The following is a 25,135-nucleotide window of genomic DNA, read 5'->3' as shown; positions in this document are numbered from 1 at the left end:
CGGCTTGCGCGGATTGCCCTTGACCTGAGGCCGTGTGAGCAGAAAAAGGGGCCATGGCACAGGCAAATCTTCATATCGACCTCGACGCAGTGGTCAGCAATTGGCGCGCTCTCGATGCGCAATCGGGCGCGGCGACGCGCACGGCGGCGGTGGTGAAAGCCGACAGCTACGGCTTGGGCGCAGGGCGCGTGGCCCCGGCTTTGTATCAGGCGGGGGCGCGGGACTTCTTCGTCGCGCTGGCCGAAGAAGGCGCGCGGTTGCGCCCGCATCTGGGCGAGGACGCGCGGATCTTCATTCTCGGCGGTCATATGGCGGGCGATGCGGGTTTCCTGCGCGACGCGCGGCTGATCCCGATGCTGAACTCCGCCGAACAGGCGCAGCGGCATCTGCAGGCGATCCCCGAGAGCCCGGTGGGCGTGCAGCTCGATACCGGGATGAACCGGCTCGGGATGGAGGCGGCCGAGTGGCAGGCCACCGCCCCGCAGCTGATGGAGCGCGGGATCGAATTGGTGATGAGCCACCTCGCCTGTTCCGACGAGCCCGAGCACGAGATGAACGCCAAGCAGCTGACCGAATTCAAACGGATGACCGACGGGATGGGGCTGAGCCGCTCGCTCGCGGCGACGGGCGGCATCCTGTTGGGCCCCGATTATCATTTCGACGTGACGCGGCCCGGCATCGGCCTCTACGGCGGCCGCCCCTTCGAGGCGGCGCGCCACGTGGCGACCCTGTCGCTGCCGGTGATCCAGACCCGTGTGGTCCAGCCCGGCGAGACCGTGGGCTACGGCAACACCTGGACCGCCGAGCGCGAGACCAAAATCGCGACGCTCTCGGCGGGCTATGCCGACGGGATCCACCGCGTGCTGTCGAACATCACCGCGCTTTACGCAGACGACACGCCCTGTCCGCTGCGGGGCCGCGTCTCGATGGACCTGCTGACGGTGGATGTGACCGATCTCGACACGGTGCCCGACACGCTCGATCTGCTGGGGCCGCATCAGGGCGTCGATACGCTGGCCGATCTGGCGGGCACGATCGGCTATGAGATCCTGACCTCGCTCGGCCCCCGCTATGCCCGGAATTACGCGGAGCCCACCGCATGAATGCAGCGGCGCTCAGCCGACCGCTGGCCGCGCTGGGGCGGGCCACGCTCGCGCTGATGGCGGCGACGGGGCGGCTGTCGCTCTTTGTGGGCGAGACGCTGAGCCACCTGCTGCGTCCACCCTTCTACCTGCGCGAGTTCTGGCTCGCGTGCCTCAATATCGGCTGGCTGTCGCTGCCGGTCGTGGGGATGACGGCGCTGTTCACCGGCGCCGCGCTCGCGCTGCAGATCTACGCGGGCGGCGCGCGCTTCTCGGCCGAACAGGTCGTGCCCTCGATCACCGCAATCGGCATGGTGCGCGAGCTGGGCCCGGTTCTGGGCGGTTTGATGGTGGCCGCGCGCGTGGCCTCATCCATCGCGGCCGAGATCGGCACGATGAAAGTGACCGAGCAGATCGACGCGCTCACCACGCTCTCGACCAATCCGATGAAATATCTCACCGTGCCGCGCGTGCTGGCCGCGACGCTTTGCGTGCCGATGCTGGTCGGCGTGGGCGACGTGATCGGGATCATGGGCGGCTGGATGGTCGGCGTGAACCGCCTCGGCTTCAACTCGGCCACCTATCTCAAGAACACATGGGACTTCCTTGAATTCTGGGACGTGGGATCGGGCCTCGTGAAAGGGGCGGCCTTCGGTTTCATCGTGGCCACGATGGGCTGCTATCACGGGATGAATTCGGGCCGCGGCGCGCAGGGCGTGGGCCGGGCCACGAAATCGGCGGTGGTCGCCGCCTCGGTCGCGATCCTCGCCGCGAATTACGTGCTGACGGAGGCCTTCTTCTCGGCATGATCACCCTCGACGGCATAACGCGGAGTTTCGGATCGAAACACGTCCTGCGCGGCGTCAATCTGGTGGTGCCGACGGGGCAATCCACCGTCATCATCGGCGGCTCGGGCACCGGCAAATCGGTGCTGCTGAAATGCATCCTCGGGCTGATCGAACCCGATGGCGGCAAGATCACCCTCGACGGGGTCGACGTCCATGAGGGCGAGCGCGATGCGTTTCTCGCCCGCTTCGGGATGCTGTTTCAGGGCGGCGCGCTGTTCGACAGCTTTTCCGTCTGGGAAAACGTGGCGTTCCGCTTGCTGCGCGGCGCGCTGAAGCGGCCCAAGGCGGAGGCGCGCGAGATCGCGGTGGAGAAGCTGCGCCGCGTGGGTCTCTCGCCGGACGTAGCCGACCTGTATCCGGCGGAACTGTCGGGCGGGATGCAGAAACGCGTGGGGCTTGCCCGCGCCATTGCCGCGGAGCCCGAGATCATCTTCTTCGACGAACCCACGACCGGGCTCGACCCGATCATGGCGGGCGTCATCAACGAGCTGATCCGCGAGATCGTGACCGAGATGGGCGCGACCGCGATGACGATCACCCATGACATGTCCTCGGTCCGGGCGATTGCCGACCGCGTTGCGATGCTTCATGCGGGCAAAATTCGCTGGGAAGGTCCGATCGCGGAAATGGACGAAACTTCAGACCCTTACGTCCAGCAGTTCATCCATGGACGTGCCGAAGGGCCGATCGAAACGCTTCGTTAACACACAGGCTGCGGAACCAAGCGAATTTCCGCGCATTCTCCCCAAGTGCTTGATCCGCCAACGAGACTCGATCTCGGACCGGAACGGGCCGCTATCTTCAATATGGGAACCGGGGGGAGGTCACATCATGCAAACCGAACAGGTAGGAAGCGCCAATCTAGACCGTTTCAACGCGGCGATTGGCCAAACGCTCACCGTCACTGTCGTAGTCACCGCGCTTGCCGCCATCGGCGCGGTCGCAGCCGCGTCGCTCGGCCTGATGCCCTGGCTCAGCCTCGAGGCGCAATTCGGCGAAACCGCCCTGCCCGATTTCGGTGTCTGGCTGCAGGTGGGCGCGGCCTTGCTGGCGCTGATTCTGTTGCTCTATCTGCCCTCCTGCTCGCGCGTGTCGAAGCTCGAAGGCAGCCATCGCCGCTTTCATGTCGGCATGGATGACGTGGCCCGCGCCTATCGCAGCGCCCACGATTCCGATCGCGCGGGCGCCTTCGCACTCTCGGGCGAATTCGACGCGGTGCGCGAGCGCATCACTCATCTGCGCCAGCATCCCGATCTGGGCGGGCTGGAGCCCGAACTTCTGGAACTGGCCGCGCAGATGAGCCTGCAATCGCGCGATCTCGCCGAGGTCTATTCCGCCGAGAAAGTCAAACGCGCCCGCGCCTTCCTCGAACAGCGCCAGCAAGAGGCCGAGACCTTGAGCGATCAGATTTCTGTCGCCCGCCGGACCTGCTCGGAGCTGCGCGAATGGTTGACCGATGTCGAGACCGAAGAGCGCGAGGTCAGTGCCGAGTTCAGCCTGCTGGAGCGCGACCTGCGTGACATCCTGCCGCTGCTGGGCTACGAAATCGAAGACGGCCCGCAGCCCAACGTGGTGCCGATCGCGAAGAAAGAATCCAAGTCGTAACGGGGCCTGAGCGCCCCTTGGGGTGAGCTCCGGCCGATGCTGAAATACGCCAATCTGGCGCTCTTGCTACTCTTCCCCCTCGCCTGGGCCGCGCCGCTTCTGCGCGCGGGGCTGTTGCCCTTCTTCGGGCTGGAGGAGATTTCGGTGCTCAGTGGGTTGCAGACGTTGTGGCGGACGGATGTGTTCCTCGCCCTGCTCGTCAGCTTCCTCGCGCTCTTTGCCCCCTATCTGAAGGTGATCGGCGTCGCGCTGATCCAGTTCGATCTGGCCGCGCCGCGCCTGCTGCCCGCGCTCAATATCCTCGGCAAGCTGGCGATGGCCGACATCTTCCTGATCGCGATCTATATCGTGGTGGCGAAGGGCGTGGGCGTCGGGCGGCTCGAGACGGCCTGGGGGCTGTACCTGTTTACTGGATGCGTCGCGGCCTCTTTCGCGATCTCGCATCTGGAAATGAAAAAGGCGCCGCGAGGGTGATCCCCCGGGCGCCTTTCGCGTCCTTTCAGCCGATCAATGGACCGAGACCGGGTCCAGATCGTTCTGCCGGGCCAGCGAGAAGGCCAGCTTGCGGTCCTTCACCAGCGCGAGCCGTTCGCCATCGCTGTCATGCACCGCATAGAGGTGATCGACATCGTCCAGCTCGGCCCGGATTTCCTCGGGCAGATCGACGACCGCCACTTCGCGGACATAGACGATGGGATGCTCGGCATTATCGCCGAAATCATATTCCGTATTCATTGCGCGTTTCCTTTCCTGCCTGTTCATTTCCGCTCGATCGGGATGGTCTGCACGATCGTCTCGGGCGGGGCCCGGTTCAGATCGACATGTAGTAGACCGTTCTCGATCGTCGCGGCTGCGACCTCGACCCCTTCTGCGAGCACAAAGCTGCGCTGAAAGGCCCGTGCGGCGATCCCGCGATGTAGGAACAGGCGTTCGCTGTCCTCTTCGCTTTGACGGCCGCGGATCACGAGTGCCCGGTCTTCGAGCGTGATCGCGAGGTCTTCCTCGCGGAAGCCTGCCACTGCGAGCGTGATGCGGAACGCATCCTCGCCGCGTTGTTCGATGTTATACGGCGGATAGGCATCCGATCCCTTGGCGGTGCGTTCCACCAGCCGTTCCAACTGGTCGAAGCCCAGCAGGTAGGGATGTGCGCCAAAACTCAGTTTCGTCATTCGGCAAGCCCTTGATCAAGCGACGTTGCAAGTTCGGGCCCCGATCTTCGGCAGCCCACTGATCAAATATGGGCGGCGTGGAAGCCCCCTGCAAGACCCCGCCGACCATTTACGCTGCTGGCAAATTTTCTCCTAAGTCGTTCGAAACCTGTTATATTGACCCTCCCACCTGACCGCCTTGGCCGAGTCGGGCGGATGATCTTTTGCGCAACCAGAACCGGACGATACGGATATGAACGCCCATCTCGAGATGGATCATGAAGAAGTGCTGCGGGTAAAACTGGAAGTGCTGCGCCGCGAACACCGCGATCTGGACGAGGCGATCCTGGCGCTCACGCAGGCCGTGCATTCCGATCAGCTGCGCCTTGTGCGGCTGAAAAAGCAAAAGCTGGCCCTGAAAGACGAGATCGCGCGGATCGAAGACCAGCTCACCCCCGACATCATCGCCTGAACCCGACCTCCGACCAATCCGATCGGCGCCTGCGCGCCTCCGGGGCTTGCCGCGACGGCACAGATTCCTATAGTGCGCGCTCCATCTGCAAAGGGGGCGTCATGAGCGTGAAAGTGGGAATCATCATGGGCAGCCAGTCCGACTGGTCCACGATGAAAGAGGCGGCGGAAATTCTCGACGAACTCGGTGTGGAATACGAGGCGAAGATCGTCTCGGCCCATCGCACTCCCGACAGGCTCTGGTCGTATGGCAAGACGGCCGTGGAACGCGGCCTGCACGTCATCATCGCAGGCGCTGGCGGTGCCGCACACCTGCCGGGCATGATGGCCTCGAAGACCCGCGTGCCGGTGATCGGCGTGCCGGTGCAGACCCGGGCGCTCTCGGGCGTCGACAGCCTCTATTCCATCGTGCAGATGCCCAAGGGCTTCCCGGTCGCGACCATGGCGATCGGGGCTGCGGGCGCGGCTAATGCCGGTCTCATGGCGGCGGGGATCTTGGCCGTGTCGGATGCGGATCTGGCGAAGCGGCTCGACGACTGGCGCGAGAAGCTCTCGGCCTCGATCAAGGAGGAGCCGGAAGATGAGTGAGCCCCTGCCCTATGGATCGGTGATCGGTATCCTCGGCGGCGGTCAGCTGGGTCGGATGCTTTCGGTCGCGGCCTCGCGTCTGGGCTACAAGACCCATATCTTCGAGCCGGGCGCGAACCCGCCCGCAGGCGACGTGGCCCATGCGGTGACGACTGCACCTTACGAGGACGAGGCCGCGCTGCGCGCCTTTGCCGAGGCGGTGGACGTCATCACCTATGAATTCGAGAACGTGCCGACCTCGGCGCTCGATCTTCTGGAAAGCCTCAAGCCGATCCGCCCGAACCGCAAGGCGCTGGCCGTCAGCCAAGACCGTCTGGTCGAGAAGGCCTTCCTCAACGATCTGGGCCTCGCCACCGCGCCTTTCGCCGCCGTGGACGATCTCGAGGACCTGCAGGAGGCAATTGCCGAGATCGGCTGCCCCGCGATCCTGAAGACCCGCCGTTTCGGCTATGACGGCAAGGGTCAGGTGGTGATCAACGCGCCCGAAGAGGCCGCCGCCGCGCTGGAGGATATGAAGGGCGCGCCCGCGATCCTTGAAGGCTTCGTGGAGTTCTTCAAGGAGATCTCCGTGATCGGCGCGCGCGCCGAGGATGGCGCGATCTCCTGCTTCGATCCGGGCCAGAATAAGCATGAGGGCGGCATCCTGCGCACAACGCTGGTGCCCGCCGCGATCACCGACAACCAGCGCACCGATGCGGTTCTGCTGGCGGCCAAGATCCTGAACAAGCTCGATTATGTCGGCGTGATGGGGGTCGAGCTTTTCGTCACCCGCGACGCGCTGATCGTGAACGAGATCGCGCCCCGCGTGCACAATTCCGGCCACTGGACGCAGGCGGGCTGCGCAGTCGATCAGTTTGAGCAGCATATCCGCGCCGTCACCGGCTGGCCGCTGGGCGATGGCTCGCGCCATTGCGATGTCGAGATGGAGAACCTGATCGGCGACGACATGGACCGGGTGCCGGGACTGGCGAAGCTCGCGCGGTATCAGGTGCATCTCTACGGCAAGTCCGAGGTGAAGCCCGGTCGCAAGATGGGCCATGTGAACCACATCCTGTAAGTGAAAAAGGCGCCCATCGCGGGCGCCTTTTTCTTAGCTCAGATCATTTCGCGGACCAATTGAAGCGCGTGCCCCACGGGTCGGCCACGCTGTCACCATAGGCCTCGCGGAAGGCGGCGAGCGGCTCTGCGTCCGCCTTCAGCCCCACCTCGACCAGACCGGTCGCGGGCTGGTGACGTTCCCTGGCGCCACGGCTGTTCCAGACATTGGTGGCGAGGTGGTGGTGATAGCCGCCCCAGCCGTGGAAATTCGCCCCCGGATAGCGGGCCATCACATCCGCACCGAGCGTCTCGGCATAGAACGGCTCCGCCGGGTCGAGCGCGCCCACCTGAAGGTGAACGTGGCCGATCACCGTGCCTTTCGGCGCACCGCGCCACGGGCCACGGGCCTCTGCCATCACGTCGCGCAGGTCGATCGGATCGGTCACCATCGCGATCATCCCATCCTTGCGCGGCCAGTCCTCACGGGCGCGGTCACGGTAGATCTCGATGCCATTGCCCTCGGGGTCGTGCAGGTAGACCGCCTCGCTGACGAGGTGATCGGACGCCCCGTCGAGCCGGATGCCGGTCTCTGCGGCGTGGTTCAGCCACGCGCCCAGATCGGCCCGCTCGGGCAGCAGGAAGGCGGTGTGAAACAGTCCCGCTTCCGACCGGCTCGATTTACGCGCCGATGTGTCGGCCTTGAGGATCACGAGCACCTTGCCGTCGACGCCGTAGCGCGCCTCGGTTGCGTCGCCCGAGATCCGCTCCAGCCCGAGCACGCTCTCGTAGAACGCACCCACCGCCGGGAGGTCATGCACCACGAGGGTCACATGGCCGATTTCGACATTTGCATCACTGGTAGCCATCGTCTCCTCCTGTCACTTCAGTTTGGTCGGGCGCAGCGCATAGAGGCCGTCACCCAGAGCCGCGAGCGCGAATTGCACGATGGCCCACATCACCGGATATTCCCAGCCGCCGCCCTGGTTCGAGAAGCTGAAGCCATTGCCCCAATGCGCCGTGAAGGCCGCGCCGAGCAGGATGAAGCCGAGCCCGAAGGATACGATCCGCGCATAGATGCCGGTGATCAAGGCGATACCGCCGAGAATTTCTGCCGCCATCGTGAGGATGCCGAGCCAGCCGGGCAGGCCCAGCGATTCAAAGAAGCCCATCGTGCCGGCCGGGGTGAAGACGAACAGCTTCGTCAGCCCGTGGACGAGGAACAAAGCGCCGGTCAGAAGGCGCAGGACGAGGATGCCGTAGGGGGCGAGTTTGGTGTCGATCATGGTCTGTCTCCTGTAGCCGCACTCTCTGTGCGGTGTGTTCGCGTTACAGCGAGGAAATTAGCCATTCCGTTAGCGAATAAAATGGATATTATCAGGAATGACTTTTACCATTTTGTTCTGAATAGCGATGGACATCACCGAACAACTCCGCGCCTTTGTCGCGACCGCCCGCGCGGGCTCTTTCACCGCAGGGGCGGAGCAGCTGGGCATCTCCAACCGGCTCGCCTCGAAATACGTGGCCGAACTGGAGGACCGTCTGGGCACGCGCCTTCTGCAACGCACGACGCGGCGGATCGGGCTGACGCCCGCGGGCGAGCGTCTGCTGGCCGAGGCGCCAAGCGTTCTCGACGGGCTCGACGATCTTCTGGGAGCGGTGTCGGAACAATCGCGCGGATTTTCCGGTGTGCTCCGGATCTCCGCGCCGGTCACCTTCGGCGAGGTCTATCTGGCCGAAATGCTCGCACGCTTCGCCGCCCCCCACCCCGATCTGGTGATCGACCTGACGCTCTCGGATGCGGCGACCGATCTGGCCGCCGAGGGGATCGACCTCGCCTTTCGTATCGGACAGCTGCGCGATCAGGCCCTGCGGGCGCGCAAGCTGGGTGAGATCGGGATGCGCGTCGTGGCCTCTCCCGCCTATCTCGAACGTGCGGGCCGCCCGGCCCAGATCGCCGATCTGGCCGATCACCGCTGTATCCACGACACCAATCACAGCGCGATCCCGCATTGGCGCTATCGCGCGGGCGGAGACATCGCCACCCTGCCCGTTCCGGCGCAGATCCGCGTGAATAGCGGGCGCGCCGCCTGCGAACTGGCGCTGGCGGGGCATGGCATCACCTATGGGCCGGACTTCGTGCTGGAGCCGGAGATCGCGGCGGGGCGGCTGGTCTCGCTGTTTCCGCCCGAGACGCTGCTGCGCATCCCGCTTCATGCGGTCTATCTCGACGGGCCGCGCCTGCCGCGCAAGCTGCGCGCGCTGATCGATTTCGCCTATGAGGATACGCGCGCCCTCCGGGCCTGAGCGCTCAGCCCTTGGCCACCGCCGTCACGCTTTGCTTCGTCGCCGTATCTTCGCGCTGCGCCGCCTCGGCGCGCTGATCCATCATGTCCTCGACGAAAAGGCTCAGAAGCGCACCGCGCCCGTTCACCCCCGCCTTGCGGTAGATCGCGGCGCTTTGCGCCTTGGCGGTGCCCTCGGACGTCTCGCGGAGCGCCGCGATCTCCGCCGTGCTCAGCCCCTTGATCGCAAAAAGCGCGACCTCGCGCTCTGCCGCCGTGAGGCCCCAGTCGGAGAAGCGCTCTTCCAGCAGGTCTTCGAAGGCCGAGGTCGCCCGGCGTAGACGCGCCTTCGCCCGTGCGCCTTCTCGCAGCGCCCCTGCGAGGGCGAACGCGCCGAGGGCGAGGCCCAGAACAAGGCCGATCGCGGCCCCGAGTTCGAGGATTTCACGGTTCTGCCAGCTGATCGGCGCGGGATAGAGGCCGAAGACCGACAGCAGGATATCGGAAATGAAAAACAGCGCGCAGACCGCCTGGAAAAGCAAGATCGCCCCGACAAGCACCGCACGGCGCAGCCGCGACGTCATAGCGCCGCTCCCGCCGGTCGGTCCGAGGCGTCAATCATCGTCGCTTTCCCCGCCGCCATCGTCTCCGCCACCGCTGTCGCCGCCGCCGCCACCGCTACTGTCGCTGTCGCTGCTGTCATGGCTTCCGCCATCGTCGCTGCCCGACGCGCTGCTGCTATCGTCCGAGGAGTCGTCGGAGGAGTCGCTATCGGAGGTCGTCGTTGTGCGGTCGGAGGTGGAGGTCGCGGAATAGCTCCCCGAGGCGGTGCCGCCCAGAGGGCTATTGTTCAGGATCGGCGTACGGCTGGAGCGGGACAGGTCGCGCAGAATCTCGCCGCTGCGCGGATCGAGGACGATTTCGCGCTCGACGCCTTTGCGGGTGCCGGTGATGCGCACGCGGCCCAGCAAGGTCCGGTGCACGTCGATATTCTGGTAGCCGTAGGATTTGAGCTGCCGGGTGACCGCTTCGCTCGCGGTTTCGGCCCGCGCGAGCCCTGGCGCCACGGGCACGCTCAGCGCGCCGATCAACGCGGCTATCGCCAGATCTCTGCGCAGTCTCATCGGCAAAACTCCCCCCGCGCGCGAACGCGGCATTTCAGAGGATTATGCCCGGCGCACATGGCACCGGGCAAGTCCGTTCGGATCAGTCGTCGTCGCCACCGTCGTCGCCGCCGCTGTCATGCGACCCGCCGCCGTCGGAACCACTGTCATGCGAACCGCCATCGTCAGAGCCGCTCTCATGCGAGCCGCCGTCATCCGAGCTGTGATCGGAATCGGACGTGGTGTGGTCGTCGTCGTGGCTGTCATCCATGTGATCGTCGCTGCCCGAATGGTCGTCGCCGTGATCGTCCATATGGTCGTCGTCGCTGCCGTCGTAGAAATCTTCCGACTGCTGACGGACGCTGACGCCCTGCGTCATGTCATAGCCGGCGCGCGTCCGCGACATTTCCTGCTTCTGGATCTTGCCGGTGGCGCGGTCGTAGACCACTTCGATCTTGGTGCCGTTCGGGTTGTAACCCTCGGCCTTCACCTGGGTCGGGCCGACCTTGATCTCGACATTGGTGAAGCCGTTGGCCTGCAGATCGGCAGCGATACCGTCCGTGGACACTTCAGCCTGTGCCATATGCGCCGAGACCGCGAGAGCCGCCAGCGCGGCGAGGGTGGATTTCATTTTCATCTTCTATCTCCTCCGGAACAATTGTCCGCCGCGGGCTGCGACGTCGGAGCAAAGGGTCAGCGGACAACGCCCGCCGGTCCATTGCCAATTGGGTTATGGAGGAGCAATAAACCTCAGGTTGTACGCCGTAAACCTGAGTTTATGCGTCCATATCGAAGCCGAGATGCTTCGCGACCGCGAAAATGTCCTTATCGCCGCGCCCGCACATGTTCATCACGATGATATGGTCCTTGGGCAGGTCAGGCGCAATCTTCATCACATGGGCCAGCGCGTGCGAGGGCTCGAGCGCGGGGATGATCCCTTCGAGACGGCAGGAGAACTGGAACGCCTCCAGCGCCTCCTTGTCGGTTATGTTCACATATTCCGCGCGGCCGGTGTCGTGCAGCCAGCTATGCTCGGGACCGATGCCCGGATAATCGAGCCCCGCCGAAATCGAATGCCCTTCGAGGATCTGCCCATCCTCGTCCTGCAGCAAATAGGTTCGGTTGCCATGCAGCACGCCCGGACGCCCGCCGGTGAGCGAGGCGCAGTGTTCCATCTTCTCGTCGACGCCGTGACCGCCAGCCTCGACCCCGATGATGCGCACGGATTTGTCGTCGAGGAACGGATGGAACAGGCCCATCGCGTTCGAGCCGCCACCGATCGCCGCGATCACGGTATCGGGCAGACGCCCCTCGCCTTCCTGCTCTTCAAGCTGCCAGCGCACTTCCTTGCCGATGATCGACTGAAAGTCGCGGACCATCGCCGGATAGGGATGCGGCCCAGCGACCGTGCCGATGCAATAGAACGTGTCGCGCACATTGGTCACCCAGTCGCGCAGCGCATCGTTCATCGCATCTTTCAGCGTGCCACGGCCCGATTTCACCGGGACGACTTCGGCGCCCAGCAGGCGCATCCGGAAGACGTTGGGCGCCTGGCGCTCGACGTCCGTGGCGCCCATATAGACTACGCATTTGAGGCCGAATTTCGCGCAGACGGTCGCGGTGGCCACGCCATGCTGGCCCGCGCCGGTCTCGGCGATGATCCGGGTCTTGCCCATGCGCCGCGCCAGCAGGATCTGCCCCAGCACGTTGTTGATCTTATGCGCGCCGGTGTGGTTCAGCTCGTCGCGCTTGAGATAGATTTTCGCGCCGCCCAGCTCTTCGGTGATGCGGGGCGCGAAATACAGAGGCGACGGACGACCGACATAGTGCTTCCAGAGGTCGTCCATCTCCGCCCAGAAATCGGGATCGGTCTTGGCCTTCTCGTATTCCTCTTCGAGCGAGAGGATCAGCGGCATCAGCGTCTCGGACACGAAGCGGCCACCGAAAATGCCGAACCGCCCATTCTCGTCGGGCACATTCATGAAGGAATTGATCAGATCGTCAGCCATGGCACACCTCGCGCTTGTCGTGAGGATCGGTCTAGCGTCAAAGCGAGACGAGATAAATCCCCGCCCCGGCTTCTGGCTAAAAATACTCGATTGCGCGGGGCCCCGCTACGCCCCGTCACTTCCCTGACGGGCAGCATGAACGAAAGCGCGGATTTTCTCGGGGTCCTTGACGCCCGGCGCGCTCTCCACGCCCGAGGAGACATCGACCTGCCGCGCGCCGGTCAGCAGGATCGCCTCGGCCACGTTCTCCGGCGTCAGCCCGCCGGCCAGCATCCACGGCTTTTCCCAGGTGCGCCCGGCGATCAGCCGCCAGTCGAAGGAAAGCCCGTTACCGCCCGGAAGCTCCGCCTCTTTCGGCGGCTTGGCGTCGAGCAGTATCTGATCGGCCACCGCCTCATACTCCGCGATCTTCGGCAGATCGGCGGCATCGGCCACGCCCACGGCTTTCATCACCGGCAGGCCGAACTTGGCGCGGATTTCCGTCACGCGCTCAGGCGTCTCCGAACCGTGAAGCTGGAGCATATCGAGCGGCACGGCATCCGTGATCTCGGTGAGCAGCTCATCCGAGGGGTTCACCACCAGGCCGACTTTGGCGATGCCGGGCTCGACCTCCTGGGCCAGCGCGCGCGCCTCGGCGATTTCCAGATGGCGCGGGGATTTGGCGAAGAAGACGAAGCCCACATAGCGCGCGCCCGCCTCGACGGCGGCGGCGATATCCTCGGCCTTGCGCAGCCCGCAAATCTTGACGCGGGCGAGACCCTGCGCATTGCGGTCTATGGCAACGGTCGGCATCTCAGCGCGAGGGCTGTTCGAGCAGCGCCAGCACGTCGTCCTTCGGGCCGGTCTTGTCGTGGCGCAGCGTCTGAACTTCAGCTTCGAGCTTGCGCGCCTTGCGGTCCGACTGGCGGGCATTGCGGCGCAGACGCGACTCGCGCGCCCATTCCCAGACGAAGCCGATCAGCAGACCCAGCAGAACGCCCGCGAGGATCACGAGGAACAACGGCACCTGAACCGCCCAGTCCCAGCCAAGGAAGCCGCCCGCCTCGAGCGGCAGCACCCGCAGCGTGACGATTTGACGATTGGCCAGCGCCAGCCCGATCAGGACCACGGCGAGCAGACCGAGAAACAGCAGCCGAAGCGCTCGAATCATTAGCTCTTATTCCTCTTTCCCGTTCAGCCGGTCGCGCAGCAGCTTACCGGTCTTGAAGAAGGGTACGTGTTTTTCCTCGACCTCAACCGCCTCGCCGGTGCGCGGGTTCCGCCCGGTGCGCGCGTCGCGCTTCTTGACGGAAAAGGCCCCGAACCCACGAAGCTCGACGCGGTCGCCCGAGGCCAGCGCCTCGGTGATCTCGTCGAAGATCGTATTTACGATTTTTTCGACATCCCGCTGGTAGAGATGCGGATTCTCCTCGGCAATCTTGGTGATCAACTCAGAGCGGATCATCTTGTTATCTCCCCCCACGGGCTTGGCCGGGTGTCCCCCGGCTCTTACATGCGTCATTTCGTAATTATAGGACCAATCGTTGCAACGCGGAACAGCAAAGACCCGGAAAATCCACGTAAAATCGAGCCCCTAGCGGTCTGCCGCCGACGGAAGCGCCTTCGCAAACGCAGAAATTCAGCGCTTCGCCCGCCCACGCGTCACCCGTTGCGCGAATCGTCGTCGCAGATCGCCAAGCTTTTGCGGAACGAAAAAGGCCCCGCCAAACGGCGGGGCCTTTCGTTGAGCCAAGCGGCTCGATCTCTTATTGGTCGCCCTTGAGCGCGGCACCCAGGATGTCGCCCAGCGACGCACCCGAGTCCGACGAACCGTACTGTTCCACGGCTTCTTTCTCTTCAGCGATCTCACGCGCCTTGATCGACACACCCAGCTTACGGGTCTTGGAGTCGACGTTGGTCACGCGGACATCGACGTGATCGCCAACCTGGAAGCGCTCGGGGCGCTGGTCGGCACGATCGCGGGCGAGGTCCGAACGGCGGATGAACGACTTCATGCCGTTGTATTCCACCTCGACGCCACCGTCTTCGATCGCGGTCACGGTCACGGTCACGATCGAACCACGCTTCACGCCGTCAACGGCATCGGAGAACGTGTCGGCGTCGAGCGCCTTGATCGAGAGCGAGATACGCTCCTTGTCGGTGTCCACTTCGGTGACAGCGGCCTTGACCATGTCGCCTTTGCGGTAGTCCTGGATCGCATCCTCGCCACGCTGTTCCCAGCTGAGGTCCGAGAGGTGCACCATGCCGTCGATGTCGTTCTCGAGGCCAACGAACAGACCGAACTCGGTGATGTTCTTGACTTCGCCTTCGATGACGGTGCCGACCGGATGCGTCTCTGCGAAGACTTCCCACGGGTTGCGCATGGTCTGCTTGAGGCCAAGCGAGACGCGGCGCTTCGCGGTGTCGATCTCGAGGACCATGACGTCGACTTCCTGGCTCGTCGAAACGATCTTGCCGGGGTGGACGTTCTTCTTGGTCCAGGACATCTCGGACACGTGCACGAGACCTTCGACACCCGGCTCCAGCTCGACGAACGCGCCGTAGTCGGTGATGTTGGTCACGCGGCCGGTGTGGACCGAACCCAGAGCGAACTTCGACTCGACCGAGTCCCACGGATCCGACTGCAGCTGCTTCATGCCGAGCGAGATGCGGTGGGTTTCCTTGTTGATCTTGACGACCTGGACCTTGACGGTCTCGCCGATCGACAGGATCTCGGACGGGTGATTCACGCGGCGCCATGCCATGTCGGTGACGTGCAGCAGACCGTCGACGCCGCCCAGATCAACGAACGCACCGTATTCGGTGATGTTCTTGACCACACCATCGACGACCTGACCTTCGGAGAGGTTGGCGATGACTTCGGCGCGCTGTTCGGCGCGGCTCTCTTCGAGGATCGCACGACGCGAGACAACGATGTTGCCACGACGACGGTCCATCTTGAGGATTTGGAACGGCTGCTTGAGACCCATGAGCGGGCCAGCGTCGCGCACCGGGCGCACGTCCACTTGCGAGCCGGGCAGGAACGCGACAGCGCCGCCCAGATCAACGGTGAAGCCACCTTTGACGCGACCGAAGATGGCGCCTTCGACGCGCTCTTCTTTGGCGTAAGCTGCTTCGAGACGATCCCATGCCTCTTCGCGGCGGGCTTTCTCACGCGAGATAACGGCTTCGCCGCGAGCGTTCTCGACACGGTCGAGATACACTTCGACTTCGTCGCCGACTTCGATCTGCGGAGCCTCGCCGGGGTTGGCGAATTCTTTGAGTTCGACGCGGCCTTCCATTTTGTAGCCGACATCGATGATGGCCTGGCCCGCTTCGATGGCGATGACCTTACCTTTAACAACCGAACCTTCGTTCGGGGTGTCGATTTCGAGGCTCTCGTTCAGAAGGGCTTCGAATTCGTCCATGGTTGCATTTTGCGACATGCGTTCAGATTTTCCTTTTCATCTTCGGTTTTCTGGCCTTGCGGTTGGCTCCGCCGGTCTTTCGTTGGAATGTCCGTGCTGCAATAGCATACGGGTCGGGTGAGTCCCAACCTGTCTCAGACCGCGCCCATATAGGCGCGATCAGCCAGTATCGCAAGCATTTATTGCGTCATAGGCAGGGCGCGAGCGCCTTTCGCTCAGCCTCGGCTCGCGGTTGCGAGAGCGGCTTTGACGTCGCCCAGCATCCAGGTCGAAAGGGGCTCTGCGCTGGCGGGATAGGTCGCGATCACCGAGCCGTCGCGGCCCAGTAGCACCTTGTTGAAGTTCCAGCTCGGCTCGAACCCCTCGGTTTCGCGCATCCAGCGATAGAACGGATGCGCCTGCGGCCCCTTCACCTTGGCGAGCTGCGCCATCGGCAATTCGGCCCCGAAGGTCAGCGCGCAATAGCGCTTGGCTTCCTCGGCACTGGAGAGTTCCTGCCGGAAATCGTTCGACGGCACGGTGAGGATCACCAGACCCTCGCGGCCATAGGTCTCCGACATTTCCTGCAACTCGGTGAATTGCGGGGCGAAGCCGCATTTCGAAGCGGTGTTGACCACCAGCACGACCTTGCCGCGGAAATCGGCGAGCGAGACCGTCTCGCCCTCCACCAGATCGAAGGACAGGTCCCCCGGCACCGGCATCGCGGACCGGGCTTTCACCGCGATCGGTTCAGGCGTCGCCGCCGGGCCGTCGGCGCGTGCCGGAGCGGTCGCAAAGGACACGCATGACAGCATGCAGGCCAAAATCAGGGACAAGCGCATCGGTCCACCCTCGAAATACATCCACCAATACCCAACGCGAGAGTCGGGAAAAAAGTTCACCACTTCGTGAAGATATATTTCACGCGCCCCTTTTCTTCAATCGCAAATGCGGTCGACGCGGCGGTATTTCGGCTCCGGGAACTCCGGTATTTCCATTGGGTCACGGGGCTTTACGCCGGGGCGCACCGCCTCCGGCGCGGTGTTCACGCTGTCGAAATCGAGCGCGAGGCGCTGACAGATTCCAAGACTTTTCTGGCCGATATCGCCGAGATCGCGCAGATCGATCAGATGCCCACCCTTCCGCGCGTAGCCCGTGACCCCGAAATCGAGCGGCGGGTCGAGGCGTAGCCTTTCCGTCTCGGGGCCGAACAGCGCAGCGCCGCCCTCCCAGTCTTCCGCAGGCCCGAGCGCCACCTGCACCTCGAACCGTCCCGGCGGCACCAGCAGGCGAAAGAATTCACCGCCCTGCGCATAGGCGCCCATCACGTCCTGCCCGGTCTTGGCATCGCGCAGCACGATATAGAGATCGCGATCAGGGGCGGATTTGATCTGCAGCGGCAAGGTGCGCGGCAGGTCGGTCTCGCTCCACAACAGCCCCTGCGGGCGCCCCTCGGCGGTGGCCTGTGAGGCAAGAACCAGTGAGAGGAGAACCCAGCGTAGCATCCCCGCCCCCTAGTCCAGATCGCCCGCGCGGCGGGCCTCGATCTGATCGGCGGCGCGCGCGACCGCCTCTTCGATGCTCAGCTCGGACGTGTCGATCACCAGCGCATCCACCGCCGGGCGCAGCGGGCTGTCGGCGCGGCCCATGTCGCGGGCGTCGCGCTCGCGCACCTGCTCCAGCACGTCGGCCTCATCGCCGCCGAGCTCGAGCCAGCGCCGATGCGCGCGCACCTCCGGTGAGGCGGTCACGAACAGCTTCACCTCCGCCTGCGGGCAGATCACCGTGCCGATATCGCGCCCGTCGAGCACCGCACCGCCCTCGCGCGCCGCGAAGTCGCGCTGAAACGCCACCAATGCCGCGCGCACCTCGGGGATCGCGGCCACGATCGAGGCCGCCTGCCCCGCTTCCATCGTGCGCAGATCGTCGCGCTCCAGATCCTCGGGGCAAAGCGCCTTGGCCGCAGCGATGGGCTCCAGCCCCTCGGTCTCGGATTTCATGCCAACCGCGCGATAGAGCGCACCCGTATCGAGATGCGCCAGCCCGAACCGCTCGGCCACGGCCCGACTGATCGTCCCTTTGCCCGCAGCGGCGGGGCCATCGATGGCTACTGTGAATTTCATCGTTTCATCCGCAAATAAACTGCCCGCAGGATCAATAGCGCCAGGGCCGTCAGGCTCAAAGAGACTGCGACGCTCTTCAGAAGCGTCCATCTGCTCGCGAAGGCGATCATGTCATCCGTTACCGTGCCGGTCCGCAACAATGCGGCAACGGCATGATTTTCGAGATAGTCAAACACAGCACCAAGAGCCGCTAGGATCGACAACACCACGGCAAGCCAGCCCTTTGCAAGGGCACGAAACGCGACAATCAGCGTCACCGCCTCCAGGGCCGGAAAGACAAGATCGAGCCGCTGCTGAACCGAGAGGTAATACTGTCGCGCCGGAGCATCGAGCGCATCGAGGAACGCCCGGGCCTGCGCAGCACTGTAGCCGCCCGGACGCATATCGAACGGCGCCAGACCGCCCGCCGCATCCCGAAGATGCGGCAAGGTAACGAGCGTCATCGCAAGATAGACCGCCCCCGTCAGGGCCGCGAGCAGGACAAAGGCGACCTGCGCCCGGCTCACCGGTCCGCCCGGACGATCTCCGCGCCAAGCCCGGCCATCAGGTCCTCGAAGATCGGGAAAGATGTGGCAATGGGCGAGCCGTCATCGACCGAGACCGGCTGTTGCGCGGCCATGCCCAGAACCATGAAGCTCATCGCGATCCGGTGGTCGAGATGGGTCACCGCCGTGCCGCCACCGGGCACGCCCTCGGGGCCGCAGCCATGCACGATCAGCGTGTCCTCGTCTTCCTCGATCTTGATGCCGTTGGCCTCCAGCCCGCGCGCCATCGCGTCGATCCGGTCGCTTTCCTTCACGCGCAGCTCATGCACGCCGGGCATCCGGGTCACGCCTTCGGCAAAGGCCGCGACGACCGAGAGCACCGGATATTCGTCGATCTGCGCCGAGGCGCGCTCGGCGGGCACATCGATCCCGTGCAGCTTGGAATAGCGCACGCGCAGATCGGCCACCGGCTCGCCGCCCTCTACGCGCTCGTTCTCGAAGGTCAGATCGGCGCCCATCTCGCGCAGCGTGATGAAGATCCCGTTGCGCGTCGGGTTCTGGCTGACGCCCGGCACCACGATCTCCGAACCCGGTACGATCAGCGCAGCACAGACCGGGAAAGCGGCCGAAGACGGGTCGCGCGGCACGGCGACCTCCTGGGCTTTGAGTTCCGGCTGGCCCTGTAGCGTGATCACATGGCCCTGCTCGGTCACCTCGGTGGTGATCTCGGCGCCGAAGCCGCGCAGCATCCGTTCGGTATGATCGCGGGTCGGAGTCTTCTCGATCACGACGGTCTGACCGGGCGCGTTCAGACCCGCCAGCAGCACCGCCGATTTCACCTGCGCCGAGGCCATCGGCGTCGCGTAGCGCACGGGCGCGGGGCTCGGCGCGCCGAGGATGGTCATCGGCAGACGCCCGCCATGACGTCCGAAGGCCTGCGCCCCGAACAGCCGGATCGGGTCGGTCACGCGGCCCATTGGGCGTTTGCGCAAGCTACCGTCGCCGGTGAAGGTCGCAACGATCGGCGAGGTCGCCATCGCGCCCATGATCAGACGCACGCCGGTGCCGGAATTGCCGCAATCGATGACGTCTTCGGGCTCGGCGAATCCACCCACGCCCACGCCATGCACCGACCAGCTGCCCGGACCGTGCTGCGTGACCTCGGCCCCGAAGGCACGCATCGCCTTGGCCGTGTCGAGCACGTCTTCGCCTTCGAGCAGGCCGGTGATCTTCGTCTCGCCCACCGAGAGCGCGCCAAGGATCAGCGCGCGGTGGCTGATCGACTTGTCGCCGGGAACCTCCGCCGTGCCCTTGAGGGGCCCGCATTTGCGCGAAGTCATTTTGATCGGAGTGCCGTGGCCGGACATAGTGCCTCCCTTATTTCAACGCGCCCCTGTTAGCGCGATCTGGCGGGAGGCGGAAGGGCTCAGATCCGCCGATAGGTCAGGTAATGCGGCTTGCGGCCCTCACGCAGCGCTTTCTGTTCGTAGCGCGTCGAGAGCCAGTCCGCCCACGGCGTATCCCAATCGCCCGAAACCGGCTGCGGATCGTCGAAATCGAACGCGGCTGGCACGTCGAACAGAGGCTCGAATCCGGCTTGCGGCACTTCCTCGACGGTCTGGCGGACGTAATCGGGGATGTCGGTCGCCACGCGGAATTCCGATCCCGGTTTCAGCGCGCGGTGCAGCGGCTCGAGATGCTCCTGCGTCACGAAGCGCCTGCGGTGGTGCTTCGATTTCGGCCACGGGTCGGGATAGAGGAGAAACGCCTTCGAGATCGAACCCGCGGGCAGCACGTCCATCAGGTCGCGCGCATCGCCGGGATGGACCGCGACGTTCGCGATCTTCTCGCGCCGCAGCTTGCCCAGAAGCATTGCGACGCCATTCACGAAAGGCTCGCAGCCGATGAACTCCACCTCCGGATAGGTCTGCGCCATATGCGCCAGATGCTCGCCCCCGCCGAAGCCCACTTCGAGCCAGACCGGCTTGCCCTTGAACCGCGCCTCCATGTCGAGCGGTTCGCGGTCGGGGTTCACGTCCCAACCGACGGGACCGGGCAGACGGCCCGGAAGGTCCTCGCGCAGATATTCCTTCTGCGCCTTGTTCAGCGTCTTGCCGTGGCGGCGACCGTAGAAGTTGCGCCAGGGCTGTTCGGGGGTGTCATTCTCGCTCATGGGAGGGGCCTCTAGCCGCGTCGCTCGAAAGGTTCAAGCCTTCTGAATGAGGAACAGCCCGAGGCACATGAAGCCGATCCCCGCCCCGCGCAGCAGGGTGATGGGCCGCACGAGCGCCCCGAACAGGCCGAACTGGTCGATCGCGGCGGCCGAGATCATCTGTCCGAGCAGCACGAAGAACACCGCATTGCCGACCCCGAACCGCGGCGCGATGAAGGTGATCGAGAGCACGTAGAAGGCGATCAGAACGCCTGCGAGAAACAGGTATTTCGGCTGATCGGGGATGCGCGCGAAGCTCGAGGGCCCTGTCGTGACCGCGACGGCCAGAACCGCGCCCAGAAGCGCCACGGAGAACAGTACCACCGCCGCCACCGCGGGCGAGCCGATGCGGCTGCCAAGCTGGGCGTTGAGTGCGGCGAGGACCGGAATGCCGATCCCGGCAGCAAGCATGATCGCGGCATAGCGCAGGGCGTCGGGCATGGTCTTTCTCCTCCGGTTTTCGGCGGAGAGTGGCGCGGAAGGGCTGGGGGTGCAAGGTGGATCGCAAAGCGCTAGTTCTGTTCGTTTTTGCGCATATTCTGTAATTTTATCGGTATTCCAAATTTTTACGCACAATGTAGACCCTGTCGCCATCGCCTCCGGTTCCATCAGACGACGACACAAAGGATAGATTCCATGACGAAACTCACCGACCTCGCGGCCCCGCTCGGCCGCCTCCTCCTCGCCCAGATCTTCATCATCGCGGGCTTTCAAAAAATCACCGGCTATGCCGGGACCCAAGGCTACATGGAAGCGATGGGCGTGCCCGGCGCGCTTCTGCCGCTCGTGATCCTGACCGAACTGGGCGGCGGCATCGCATTGCTGCTCGGTTGGAAGACGCGGATCGTAGCCTTCCTGCTCGCGGGCTTCAGCCTCATCTCCGGCTTCCTGTTCCACTACGTCCCGAGCCTCGGCATAACTGGCATGGAAGCGCAGGGCCAGATGATCAACTTCATGAAGAACATCTCGATCGCGGGCGGCATGCTGATGATCGTGGCGCAGGGCGCGGGCAAATGGTCGCTCGATGCCCGTGAAAACACCCAGCACACCGGCCGGGTCACCGCGTAAGCGACAACGCCCGAGGCGACCAGCCAAGGGCAGCGCCCCACCCTCCGAAAAACGGAAAAGGCCCCGCCGATGCGGGGCCTTTCTCATTGCAAGATCAACTCAGCCGCGGCCGCGATAAGGCGGCACGCCCTGATCGGGGATCCACATATCCTCGGGCTTCGGCGCGCTTTGCCAGAAGACGTCGATCGGGATGCCGCCGCGCGGGTACCAATAGGCGCCGATGCGCAGCCATTCGGGCTCCAGCAGATCGCGCAGACGCTGCCCGATCATCACCGAGCAATCCTCGTGGAACGCCCCGTGATTGCGGAACGCGCCGAGGAAGAGCTTCAGAGATTTGCTCTCCACCAGCCAGTCGCGCGGGACGTAATCGATCATGATATGCGCGAAATCAGGCTGGCCGGTCAGCGGGCAAAGCGAGGTGAATTCGGGGGCTGTGAACCGCACGAGATAGCGCTCGCCTTTGCGCGGCTGGGGCACGCGCTCCAGCACGGCCTCGTCGGGCGTTTGCGGCAGGTCGGTCGATTGGCCCAGCTGGGTCAGGCCGGAGGTATCGGTGCTCATGGGATGGTCTTTCCGTCGAGAAGCGTTCGCGCGGCACTAAGGCCACGCAGGCCCGCCGTCAAATCAAACCTCGCTGCGCCGTTTCGAACGAATGGCCCGGGCGGCTAGCCCGGGCCGCGCCCGACCCTCCCCATGGGAGGGCGCTTTGGCGATGATAGCGCGGGCTCTAACTTCGTTCGGGGCTTCCGAGATAAAGCGCCAAGCCTCAAGCGGAGGAAAGCGCCCACCCAAGGGTCGGACGCGCCCCTCACGCAATAGAAAACGGGCAGCGGTTTCCCCCTGCCCGTCGCACATTCCAGAAAAGCACGCCTTACACGGACTTCTTCAGCGCCTCGACCAAATCGGTCTTCTCCCACGAGAAGCCGCCATCGGCCTCGGGCGCGCGGCCGAAATGACCATACGCCGCAGTGCGTTCGTAGATCGGCTTGCACAGATCGAGCGTGTCGCGGATGCCTTTCGGCGTCAGGTCCATCACCTGCGCCACGGCCTTTTCGATCACCTCGTCAGGCACTTCGCCGGTGCCGAACGTGTCGACATAGATCGACAGCGGTTTCGCCACGCCAATCGCGTAGGACACCTGGATCACGCATTTGCGCGCCATGCCTGCCGCGACCACGTTCTTCGCCAGATAGCGCGCTGCATAGGCCGCCGAGCGGTCCACCTTGGTCGGGTCCTTGCCCGAGAACGCGCCGCCGCCATGCGGGGCCGAGCCGCCATAGGTGTCCACGATGATCTTGCGCCCGGTGAGGCCCGCATCGCCATCCGGACCGCCGATCACGAAGGTGCCGGTCGGGTTCACCCACCATTCGGTCTCCGGCGTGATCCAGCCCTCGGGCAGTGTCTCGCGGATATAGGGTTCGACGATGGCGCGGATGTCATCCGAGGTCTGATGCTCATGCGCGTGCTGGGTCGAAAGCACGATCTGGCTGACGCCGACGGGGCGGCCATTCTCATAGCGCACAGACAGCTGAGATTTCGCATCGGGGCGCAGCTCGGGTTCGGCGCCCGATTTGCGCGCCTCGGCGAGACGGCGCAGGATCGCGTGCGAGTAATGGATCGGTGCAGGCATCAGTTCGGGCGTCTCGTCGGAGGCGAAACCGAACATGATCCCCTGATCGCCAGCCCCGTCCTTGTCGACGCCCTGCGAGATATGGGCTGATTGCGGGTGCAGGAAATTCGCGACTTTCAGCGTCGCCCAGTGAAACTCGTCCTGCTCGTAGCCGATATCCTTGACGCATTCGCGCACGATCTTGTCGATGCCTTCGAGATATTCGGCGAGCTTGGTTTTGTCGGCCAGACCGACCTCGCCGCCGACCACGACCTGATTGGTCGTCGCGAAGGTCTCGCAGGCCACCCGCGCGTTGGGCTCTGCGGCCAGGAAAGTATCGAGAACGGCATCCGAAATCCGGTCACAGACCTTATCGGGATGCCCCTCCGAAACGGATTCGGAGGTGAAGACGTAATTCGCGCGTGCCATTGAAGGGTGCTCCGTTGTTGATATCCCCACCCCGTCAGGAAGCCGTTGGGGTGGTTCGGCTTTCTAGCTAGGAGCGCCTGCCGGTCGGGTCAATCGAAATACGCGCAAAGATTGAAAGAAGCGCTAAGGCTGCAACAATCAGCGCGATGAACGGAGCGTCACCCAGCTTGGAATAGAGCGTCGGCGGCAGGCTCGGCGGCAGTTCGACGTCGAGTTTGCCCATCTTGTCCAACCCGAGACTCGCCGTGATCCGCCCCTTCGCGTCGATCATCGCAGTGACGCCGGTATTGGCGTCGCGCGCAAGCGGCAGGCCCTGTTCGATCGCGCGCAGCCGCGCCTGCGCGAAATGCTGATAGGGCCCGCTGAGCGTGCCGAACCACGCGTCATTCGTGACCTGCAAGATCCAGTCGGGCCGCTGCGCGAAGCCGCGCAGGTCCTGCGGGAAGATCGCCTCGTAGCAAATGAGCGGCGCAACATGGCCGAGCTTGCCCAAGTTCAGCAGCTTCTCCCCCGGCCCGGACGAATAGCCGTTGCCGACCTGTGCGGCGAAGGCGGTGATCCCGATTTTCGCCAGCGCATCGCCGAAGGGCATGTATTCGCCGAAGGGCACGAGGTGGGATTTGTCGTAAAGCGCCTCGATCCGGTCATCGGGCGTGATGACGGCCAGCGAATTGAAATAGCGGCTGCCTTCACTGCGCTGCACCCCCATCGCGAGCGGGATCCCACCCGCCGCCTCGGTCGACATCTCCAGCCCGCCCATCGGACGGTCGAGCAGGAAAGGCACCGCAGTTTCAGGCCAGACGATCAGGTCGGGTTTCGGCTGGCCGGGTGCAGGATCGGCTTTCGTCAGGTCCAGCAGCCGCTGGAAGAACTTCATCCGGTATTCCGGCAGCCATTTCAGGTTCTGCGGCGCGTTGGGCTGTACAAGCCGCAGGGTGATCGGCTCAGCCCTCGGCGCCACCGGCGCATTGAGCCGCGCTACCCCGCCAAGCCACAGCCCGACCAGCACGACCAGCGCCGCGCCCACGATCCCGAAGGCGGCAGGCATCCGCATCCCGCGCGTCATCGCGGGTGCCGCCGCGATCAGCATCGTGATCAGGCTCAGCCCCAGCGGACCGACAAAGGCCGCCGCTTGCGCGACGGGCGAGCCGATCCAGATATGGCCGACCAGCACCCATGGAAATCCGGTGAAGACGTAAGAGCGCAGCGCATCCGAGGCCGCCATGCCAAGCGCGATCCCGAGCGCACGCGAGCGCGGCCCCTGCCCCGCATAGGCCCCGAGCCCGTAGCCGATCGCCCAGAAGACGCCCATACCCGCGGCCATCAGGACCAGCGCAAACGGCGCCATCCAGCCATAGACATCGGCCTCGACCATGAAAGGCTCGACGATCCAGAACATCGCGGCCAGCGCATAGCCGAAGCCGGTGGCGAACCCGATCCAGATCGTGGAGGCTCGCCAGCGTTCGGCGGAGGCGAACCAGACGGACGCCGCCAGCGCGGGCAGCGCGATCCACCACAGACCCAGCGGGGCTTGCCCGGCGGCGAACAGCACACCGAAAAGCGCTGCCAGAGCCAAACTCTGCCAGCGCGGGCGCAACGGTGCGCGGAAGCCGTCTCGGAGGGTCGCGATCATGGGCGCGTCATAGCCC

General features: G+C 64.7%; 32 protein-coding genes and 1 riboswitch. Of the genes, 10 read left to right on the top strand and 22 right to left on the bottom strand.

From position 1 onward, the window contains the following. The first annotated feature begins 53 nt into the window (after positions 1–53). From alr to BMI88_RS15340, 5 genes are all read left to right on the top strand, one after another. A complete protein-coding gene (gene alr, locus BMI88_RS15360; protein WP_078550160.1) occupies positions 54–1,103 on the top strand; it encodes an alanine racemase in 1,050 nt (349 codons plus the stop codon). After that, positions 1,100–1,891: an ABC transporter permease gene (locus tag BMI88_RS15355; protein ID WP_078520812.1), complete on the top strand. Its 792-nt coding sequence runs from the start codon at positions 1,100–1,102 to the stop codon at positions 1,889–1,891. Before alr ends, BMI88_RS15355 begins: the two co-directional genes overlap by 4 nt. Next, the gene (locus tag BMI88_RS15350) at positions 1,888–2,634 is read left to right on the top strand and encodes an ATP-binding cassette domain-containing protein (RefSeq protein ID WP_078550158.1); all 747 of its coding nucleotides are present in this window, start codon (positions 1,888–1,890) and stop codon (positions 2,632–2,634) included. Before BMI88_RS15355 ends, BMI88_RS15350 begins: the two co-directional genes overlap by 4 nt. A 127-nt stretch (positions 2,635–2,761) precedes the next feature. Then, complete coding sequence (locus tag BMI88_RS15345) at positions 2,762–3,535, top strand: DNA repair protein (protein WP_246831902.1); 774 nt, start codon at positions 2,762–2,764, stop codon at positions 3,533–3,535. Positions 3,536–3,571: 36 nt separating this feature from the next. Then, entirely contained in the window at positions 3,572–4,009 is a 438-nt protein-coding gene (locus BMI88_RS15340; protein ID WP_078520814.1) for a paraquat-inducible protein A, read from the top strand. A gap of 33 nt (positions 4,010–4,042) precedes the next feature. Here the strand turns inward: BMI88_RS15340 and BMI88_RS15335 are convergent, their stop codons facing one another. Next, entirely contained in the window at positions 4,043–4,270 is a 228-nt protein-coding gene (locus BMI88_RS15335) for a DUF1150 family protein (protein WP_078520815.1), read from the bottom strand. 23 nt (positions 4,271–4,293) lie between these two features. Next, complete coding sequence (locus BMI88_RS15330; protein ID WP_078540722.1) at positions 4,294–4,704, bottom strand: Hsp20 family protein; 411 nt, start codon at positions 4,702–4,704, stop codon at positions 4,294–4,296. Positions 4,705–4,936: 232 nt separating this feature from the next. Here BMI88_RS15330 and BMI88_RS15325 point away from each other — a divergent pair, with 232 nt between their 5' ends. The 3 genes from BMI88_RS15325 (at position 4,937) to BMI88_RS15315 (ending at position 6,799) form a co-directional block, all read left to right on the top strand. Further along, positions 4,937–5,155, top strand: coding sequence for a DUF465 domain-containing protein (locus BMI88_RS15325; protein ID WP_078520817.1), 219 nt, complete (start codon positions 4,937–4,939; stop codon positions 5,153–5,155). Between the two features lie 101 nt (positions 5,156–5,256). Continuing rightward, positions 5,257–5,742: a 5-(carboxyamino)imidazole ribonucleotide mutase gene (purE, locus tag BMI88_RS15320; RefSeq protein ID WP_078520818.1), complete on the top strand. Its 486-nt coding sequence runs from the start codon at positions 5,257–5,259 to the stop codon at positions 5,740–5,742. Next, the gene (locus BMI88_RS15315; RefSeq protein ID WP_078550156.1) at positions 5,735–6,799 is read left to right on the top strand and encodes a 5-(carboxyamino)imidazole ribonucleotide synthase; all 1,065 of its coding nucleotides are present in this window, start codon (positions 5,735–5,737) and stop codon (positions 6,797–6,799) included. The genes purE and BMI88_RS15315 overlap by 8 nt, the downstream gene beginning before the upstream one ends. A gap of 43 nt (positions 6,800–6,842) precedes the next feature. On the opposite strand, the gene BMI88_RS15310 is transcribed toward BMI88_RS15315, so the two are convergent. Together BMI88_RS15310 and BMI88_RS15305 are read right to left on the bottom strand one after the other, a co-directional pair. Beyond that, on the bottom strand, positions 6,843–7,646 hold the full coding sequence (locus BMI88_RS15310) for a VOC family protein (protein WP_078550154.1): 804 nt from the start codon (positions 7,644–7,646) through the stop codon (positions 6,843–6,845). 12 nt (positions 7,647–7,658) lie between these two features. Then, entirely contained in the window at positions 7,659–8,063 is a 405-nt protein-coding gene (locus BMI88_RS15305; protein WP_078550152.1) for a DoxX family protein, read from the bottom strand. 127 nt (positions 8,064–8,190) lie between these two features. Between BMI88_RS15305 and BMI88_RS15300 the strand changes: the two genes are divergently transcribed. Then, positions 8,191–9,084, top strand: coding sequence for a LysR family transcriptional regulator (locus tag BMI88_RS15300; protein ID WP_078550150.1), 894 nt, complete (start codon positions 8,191–8,193; stop codon positions 9,082–9,084). 4 nt (positions 9,085–9,088) lie between these two features. Here BMI88_RS15300 and BMI88_RS15295 read toward each other — a convergent pair whose 3' ends face one another. The 15 genes from BMI88_RS15295 to BMI88_RS15225 all read right to left on the bottom strand — a co-directional run bounded on the left by BMI88_RS15295 (position 9,089) and on the right by BMI88_RS15225 (position 20,821). Then, positions 9,089–9,646, bottom strand: coding sequence for a LuxR C-terminal-related transcriptional regulator (locus BMI88_RS15295; protein ID WP_078550147.1), 558 nt, complete (start codon positions 9,644–9,646; stop codon positions 9,089–9,091). Positions 9,647–9,676: 30 nt separating this feature from the next. Further along, positions 9,677–10,186 (bottom strand): hypothetical protein, encoded by a 510-nt coding sequence (locus BMI88_RS15290; RefSeq protein WP_146673601.1) that lies wholly within the window; start codon positions 10,184–10,186, stop codon positions 9,677–9,679. Between the two features lie 82 nt (positions 10,187–10,268). After that, positions 10,269–10,802 carry a PepSY domain-containing protein gene (locus BMI88_RS15285; protein WP_078540699.1) on the bottom strand — a complete coding sequence of 178 codons (534 nt, stop codon included), beginning with the start codon at positions 10,800–10,802 and terminating at the stop codon, positions 10,269–10,271. Between the two features lie 139 nt (positions 10,803–10,941). After that, a complete protein-coding gene (trpB, locus tag BMI88_RS15280) occupies positions 10,942–12,174 on the bottom strand; it encodes a tryptophan synthase subunit beta (protein ID WP_078520826.1) in 1,233 nt (410 codons plus the stop codon). 105 nt (positions 12,175–12,279) lie between these two features. Further along, the gene (locus BMI88_RS15275) at positions 12,280–12,966 is read right to left on the bottom strand and encodes a phosphoribosylanthranilate isomerase (RefSeq protein ID WP_078550143.1); all 687 of its coding nucleotides are present in this window, start codon (positions 12,964–12,966) and stop codon (positions 12,280–12,282) included. 1 nt (position 12,967) lies between these two features. After that, entirely contained in the window at positions 12,968–13,324 is a 357-nt protein-coding gene (locus BMI88_RS15270; protein ID WP_246831901.1) for a LapA family protein, read from the bottom strand. Between the two features lie 6 nt (positions 13,325–13,330). Next, entirely contained in the window at positions 13,331–13,618 is a 288-nt protein-coding gene (gene ihfB / locus BMI88_RS15265; protein WP_075774953.1) for an integration host factor subunit beta, read from the bottom strand. Positions 13,619–13,919: 301 nt separating this feature from the next. Continuing rightward, on the bottom strand, positions 13,920–15,599 hold the full coding sequence (rpsA, locus tag BMI88_RS15260) for a 30S ribosomal protein S1 (protein ID WP_078520828.1): 1,680 nt from the start codon (positions 15,597–15,599) through the stop codon (positions 13,920–13,922). Positions 15,600–15,796: 197 nt separating this feature from the next. Continuing rightward, entirely contained in the window at positions 15,797–16,402 is a 606-nt protein-coding gene (locus BMI88_RS15255) for a glutathione peroxidase (RefSeq protein WP_168174003.1), read from the bottom strand. 96 nt (positions 16,403–16,498) lie between these two features. Next, a complete protein-coding gene (locus BMI88_RS15250; protein ID WP_078550138.1) occupies positions 16,499–17,065 on the bottom strand; it encodes a hypothetical protein in 567 nt (188 codons plus the stop codon). Positions 17,066–17,074: 9 nt separating this feature from the next. Next, positions 17,075–17,683 carry a d(CMP) kinase gene (locus BMI88_RS15245; protein WP_078550135.1) on the bottom strand — a complete coding sequence of 203 codons (609 nt, stop codon included), beginning with the start codon at positions 17,681–17,683 and terminating at the stop codon, positions 17,075–17,077. Beyond that, the gene (locus BMI88_RS15240) at positions 17,680–18,189 is read right to left on the bottom strand and encodes a hypothetical protein (protein ID WP_078550133.1); all 510 of its coding nucleotides are present in this window, start codon (positions 18,187–18,189) and stop codon (positions 17,680–17,682) included. Before BMI88_RS15240 ends, BMI88_RS15245 begins: the two co-directional genes overlap by 4 nt. Further along, positions 18,186–19,535 (bottom strand): 3-phosphoshikimate 1-carboxyvinyltransferase, encoded by a 1,350-nt coding sequence (gene aroA / locus BMI88_RS15235; protein ID WP_078550131.1) that lies wholly within the window; start codon positions 19,533–19,535, stop codon positions 18,186–18,188. The genes BMI88_RS15240 and aroA overlap by 4 nt, the downstream gene beginning before the upstream one ends. A 59-nt stretch (positions 19,536–19,594) precedes the next feature. Further along, entirely contained in the window at positions 19,595–20,341 is a 747-nt protein-coding gene (locus tag BMI88_RS15230; RefSeq protein ID WP_078550129.1) for a tRNA (guanine(46)-N(7))-methyltransferase TrmB, read from the bottom strand. 33 nt (positions 20,342–20,374) lie between these two features. Further along, a complete protein-coding gene (locus BMI88_RS15225) occupies positions 20,375–20,821 on the bottom strand; it encodes a DMT family transporter (RefSeq protein WP_078550127.1) in 447 nt (148 codons plus the stop codon). Between the two features lie 195 nt (positions 20,822–21,016). On the opposite strand from BMI88_RS15225, the gene BMI88_RS15220 reads away from it, so the two are divergent. Beyond that, a complete protein-coding gene (locus BMI88_RS15220) occupies positions 21,017–21,448 on the top strand; it encodes a DoxX family protein (protein WP_078550125.1) in 432 nt (143 codons plus the stop codon). Positions 21,449–21,547: 99 nt separating this feature from the next. Here BMI88_RS15220 and queF read toward each other — a convergent pair whose 3' ends face one another. The 3 genes from queF to lnt all read right to left on the bottom strand — a co-directional run bounded on the left by queF (position 21,548) and on the right by lnt (position 25,119). Next, a complete protein-coding gene (queF, locus tag BMI88_RS15215; RefSeq protein WP_078520836.1) occupies positions 21,548–22,009 on the bottom strand; it encodes a preQ(1) synthase in 462 nt (153 codons plus the stop codon). Positions 22,010–22,319: 310 nt separating this feature from the next. Beyond that, entirely contained in the window at positions 22,320–23,486 is a 1,167-nt protein-coding gene (gene metK / locus BMI88_RS15210; RefSeq protein ID WP_078550123.1) for a methionine adenosyltransferase, read from the bottom strand. A 7-nt stretch (positions 23,487–23,493) separates the two neighbouring features. Continuing rightward, a riboswitch (SAM-SAH riboswitch) is annotated at positions 23,494–23,543 on the bottom strand. Between the two features lie 10 nt (positions 23,544–23,553). Beyond that, positions 23,554–25,119 (bottom strand): apolipoprotein N-acyltransferase, encoded by a 1,566-nt coding sequence (gene lnt / locus BMI88_RS15205; protein WP_078550121.1) that lies wholly within the window; start codon positions 25,117–25,119, stop codon positions 23,554–23,556. Between the last annotated feature and the right edge of the window lie 16 nt (positions 25,120–25,135).

Source organism: Thioclava sp. F36-6 (assembly GCF_002020305.1).
Lineage (GTDB): Bacteria > Pseudomonadota > Alphaproteobacteria > Rhodobacterales > Rhodobacteraceae > Thioclava > Thioclava sediminum.
The sequence above is the reverse complement of the archived record's forward strand: the minus strand, read 5'-3'. Positions and strand labels throughout refer to the sequence as shown.

Bases quoted from the DNA above. Each gene is read 5' to 3' on its own strand.
- BMI88_RS15350 (WP_078550158.1), top strand. From the start codon at position 1,888: ATGATCACCCTCGACGGCATAACGCGGAGTTTCGGATCGAAACACGTC.
- rpsA (WP_078520828.1), bottom strand. From the start codon at position 15,599: ATGTCGCAAAATGCAACCATGGACGAATTCGAAGCCCTTCTGAACGAG.
- BMI88_RS15225 (WP_078550127.1), bottom strand. From the start codon at position 20,821: ATGCCCGACGCCCTGCGCTATGCCGCGATCATGCTTGCTGCCGGGATC.
- alr (WP_078550160.1), top strand. From the start codon at position 54: ATGGCACAGGCAAATCTTCATATCGACCTCGACGCAGTGGTCAGCAAT.
- BMI88_RS15335 (WP_078520815.1), bottom strand. From the start codon at position 4,270: ATGAATACGGAATATGATTTCGGCGATAATGCCGAGCATCCCATCGTC.
- BMI88_RS15355 (WP_078520812.1), top strand. From the start codon at position 1,100: ATGAATGCAGCGGCGCTCAGCCGACCGCTGGCCGCGCTGGGGCGGGCC.
- ihfB (WP_075774953.1), bottom strand. From the start codon at position 13,618: ATGATCCGCTCTGAGTTGATCACCAAGATTGCCGAGGAGAATCCGCAT.
- purE (WP_078520818.1), top strand. From the start codon at position 5,257: ATGAGCGTGAAAGTGGGAATCATCATGGGCAGCCAGTCCGACTGGTCC.
- BMI88_RS15255 (WP_168174003.1), bottom strand. From the start codon at position 16,402: ATGCGCTTGTCCCTGATTTTGGCCTGCATGCTGTCATGCGTGTCCTTT.
- BMI88_RS15305 (WP_078550152.1), bottom strand. From the start codon at position 8,063: ATGATCGACACCAAACTCGCCCCCTACGGCATCCTCGTCCTGCGCCTT.
- BMI88_RS15245 (WP_078550135.1), bottom strand. From the start codon at position 17,683: ATGAAATTCACAGTAGCCATCGATGGCCCCGCCGCTGCGGGCAAAGGG.
- BMI88_RS15310 (WP_078550154.1), bottom strand. From the start codon at position 7,646: ATGGCTACCAGTGATGCAAATGTCGAAATCGGCCATGTGACCCTCGTG.
- BMI88_RS15325 (WP_078520817.1), top strand. From the start codon at position 4,937: ATGAACGCCCATCTCGAGATGGATCATGAAGAAGTGCTGCGGGTAAAA.
- BMI88_RS15315 (WP_078550156.1), top strand. From the start codon at position 5,735: ATGAGTGAGCCCCTGCCCTATGGATCGGTGATCGGTATCCTCGGCGGC.
- BMI88_RS15275 (WP_078550143.1), bottom strand. From the start codon at position 12,966: ATGCCGACCGTTGCCATAGACCGCAATGCGCAGGGTCTCGCCCGCGTC.
- BMI88_RS15330 (WP_078540722.1), bottom strand. From the start codon at position 4,704: ATGACGAAACTGAGTTTTGGCGCACATCCCTACCTGCTGGGCTTCGAC.
- BMI88_RS15230 (WP_078550129.1), bottom strand. From the start codon at position 20,341: ATGAGCGAGAATGACACCCCCGAACAGCCCTGGCGCAACTTCTACGGT.
- BMI88_RS15340 (WP_078520814.1), top strand. From the start codon at position 3,572: ATGCTGAAATACGCCAATCTGGCGCTCTTGCTACTCTTCCCCCTCGCC.
- BMI88_RS15300 (WP_078550150.1), top strand. From the start codon at position 8,191: ATGGACATCACCGAACAACTCCGCGCCTTTGTCGCGACCGCCCGCGCG.
- BMI88_RS15285 (WP_078540699.1), bottom strand. From the start codon at position 10,802: ATGAAAATGAAATCCACCCTCGCCGCGCTGGCGGCTCTCGCGGTCTCG.
- trpB (WP_078520826.1), bottom strand. From the start codon at position 12,174: ATGGCTGACGATCTGATCAATTCCTTCATGAATGTGCCCGACGAGAAT.
- BMI88_RS15270 (WP_246831901.1), bottom strand. From the start codon at position 13,324: ATGATTCGAGCGCTTCGGCTGCTGTTTCTCGGTCTGCTCGCCGTGGTC.
- lnt (WP_078550121.1), bottom strand. From the start codon at position 25,119: ATGATCGCGACCCTCCGAGACGGCTTCCGCGCACCGTTGCGCCCGCGC.
- queF (WP_078520836.1), bottom strand. From the start codon at position 22,009: ATGAGCACCGATACCTCCGGCCTGACCCAGCTGGGCCAATCGACCGAC.
- BMI88_RS15345 (WP_246831902.1), top strand. From the start codon at position 2,762: ATGCAAACCGAACAGGTAGGAAGCGCCAATCTAGACCGTTTCAACGCG.
- aroA (WP_078550131.1), bottom strand. From the start codon at position 19,535: ATGTCCGGCCACGGCACTCCGATCAAAATGACTTCGCGCAAATGCGGG.
- BMI88_RS15250 (WP_078550138.1), bottom strand. From the start codon at position 17,065: ATGCTACGCTGGGTTCTCCTCTCACTGGTTCTTGCCTCACAGGCCACC.
- BMI88_RS15295 (WP_078550147.1), bottom strand. From the start codon at position 9,646: ATGACGTCGCGGCTGCGCCGTGCGGTGCTTGTCGGGGCGATCTTGCTT.
- BMI88_RS15220 (WP_078550125.1), top strand. From the start codon at position 21,017: ATGACGAAACTCACCGACCTCGCGGCCCCGCTCGGCCGCCTCCTCCTC.
- metK (WP_078550123.1), bottom strand. From the start codon at position 23,486: ATGGCACGCGCGAATTACGTCTTCACCTCCGAATCCGTTTCGGAGGGG.
- BMI88_RS15290 (WP_146673601.1), bottom strand. From the start codon at position 10,186: ATGAGACTGCGCAGAGATCTGGCGATAGCCGCGTTGATCGGCGCGCTG.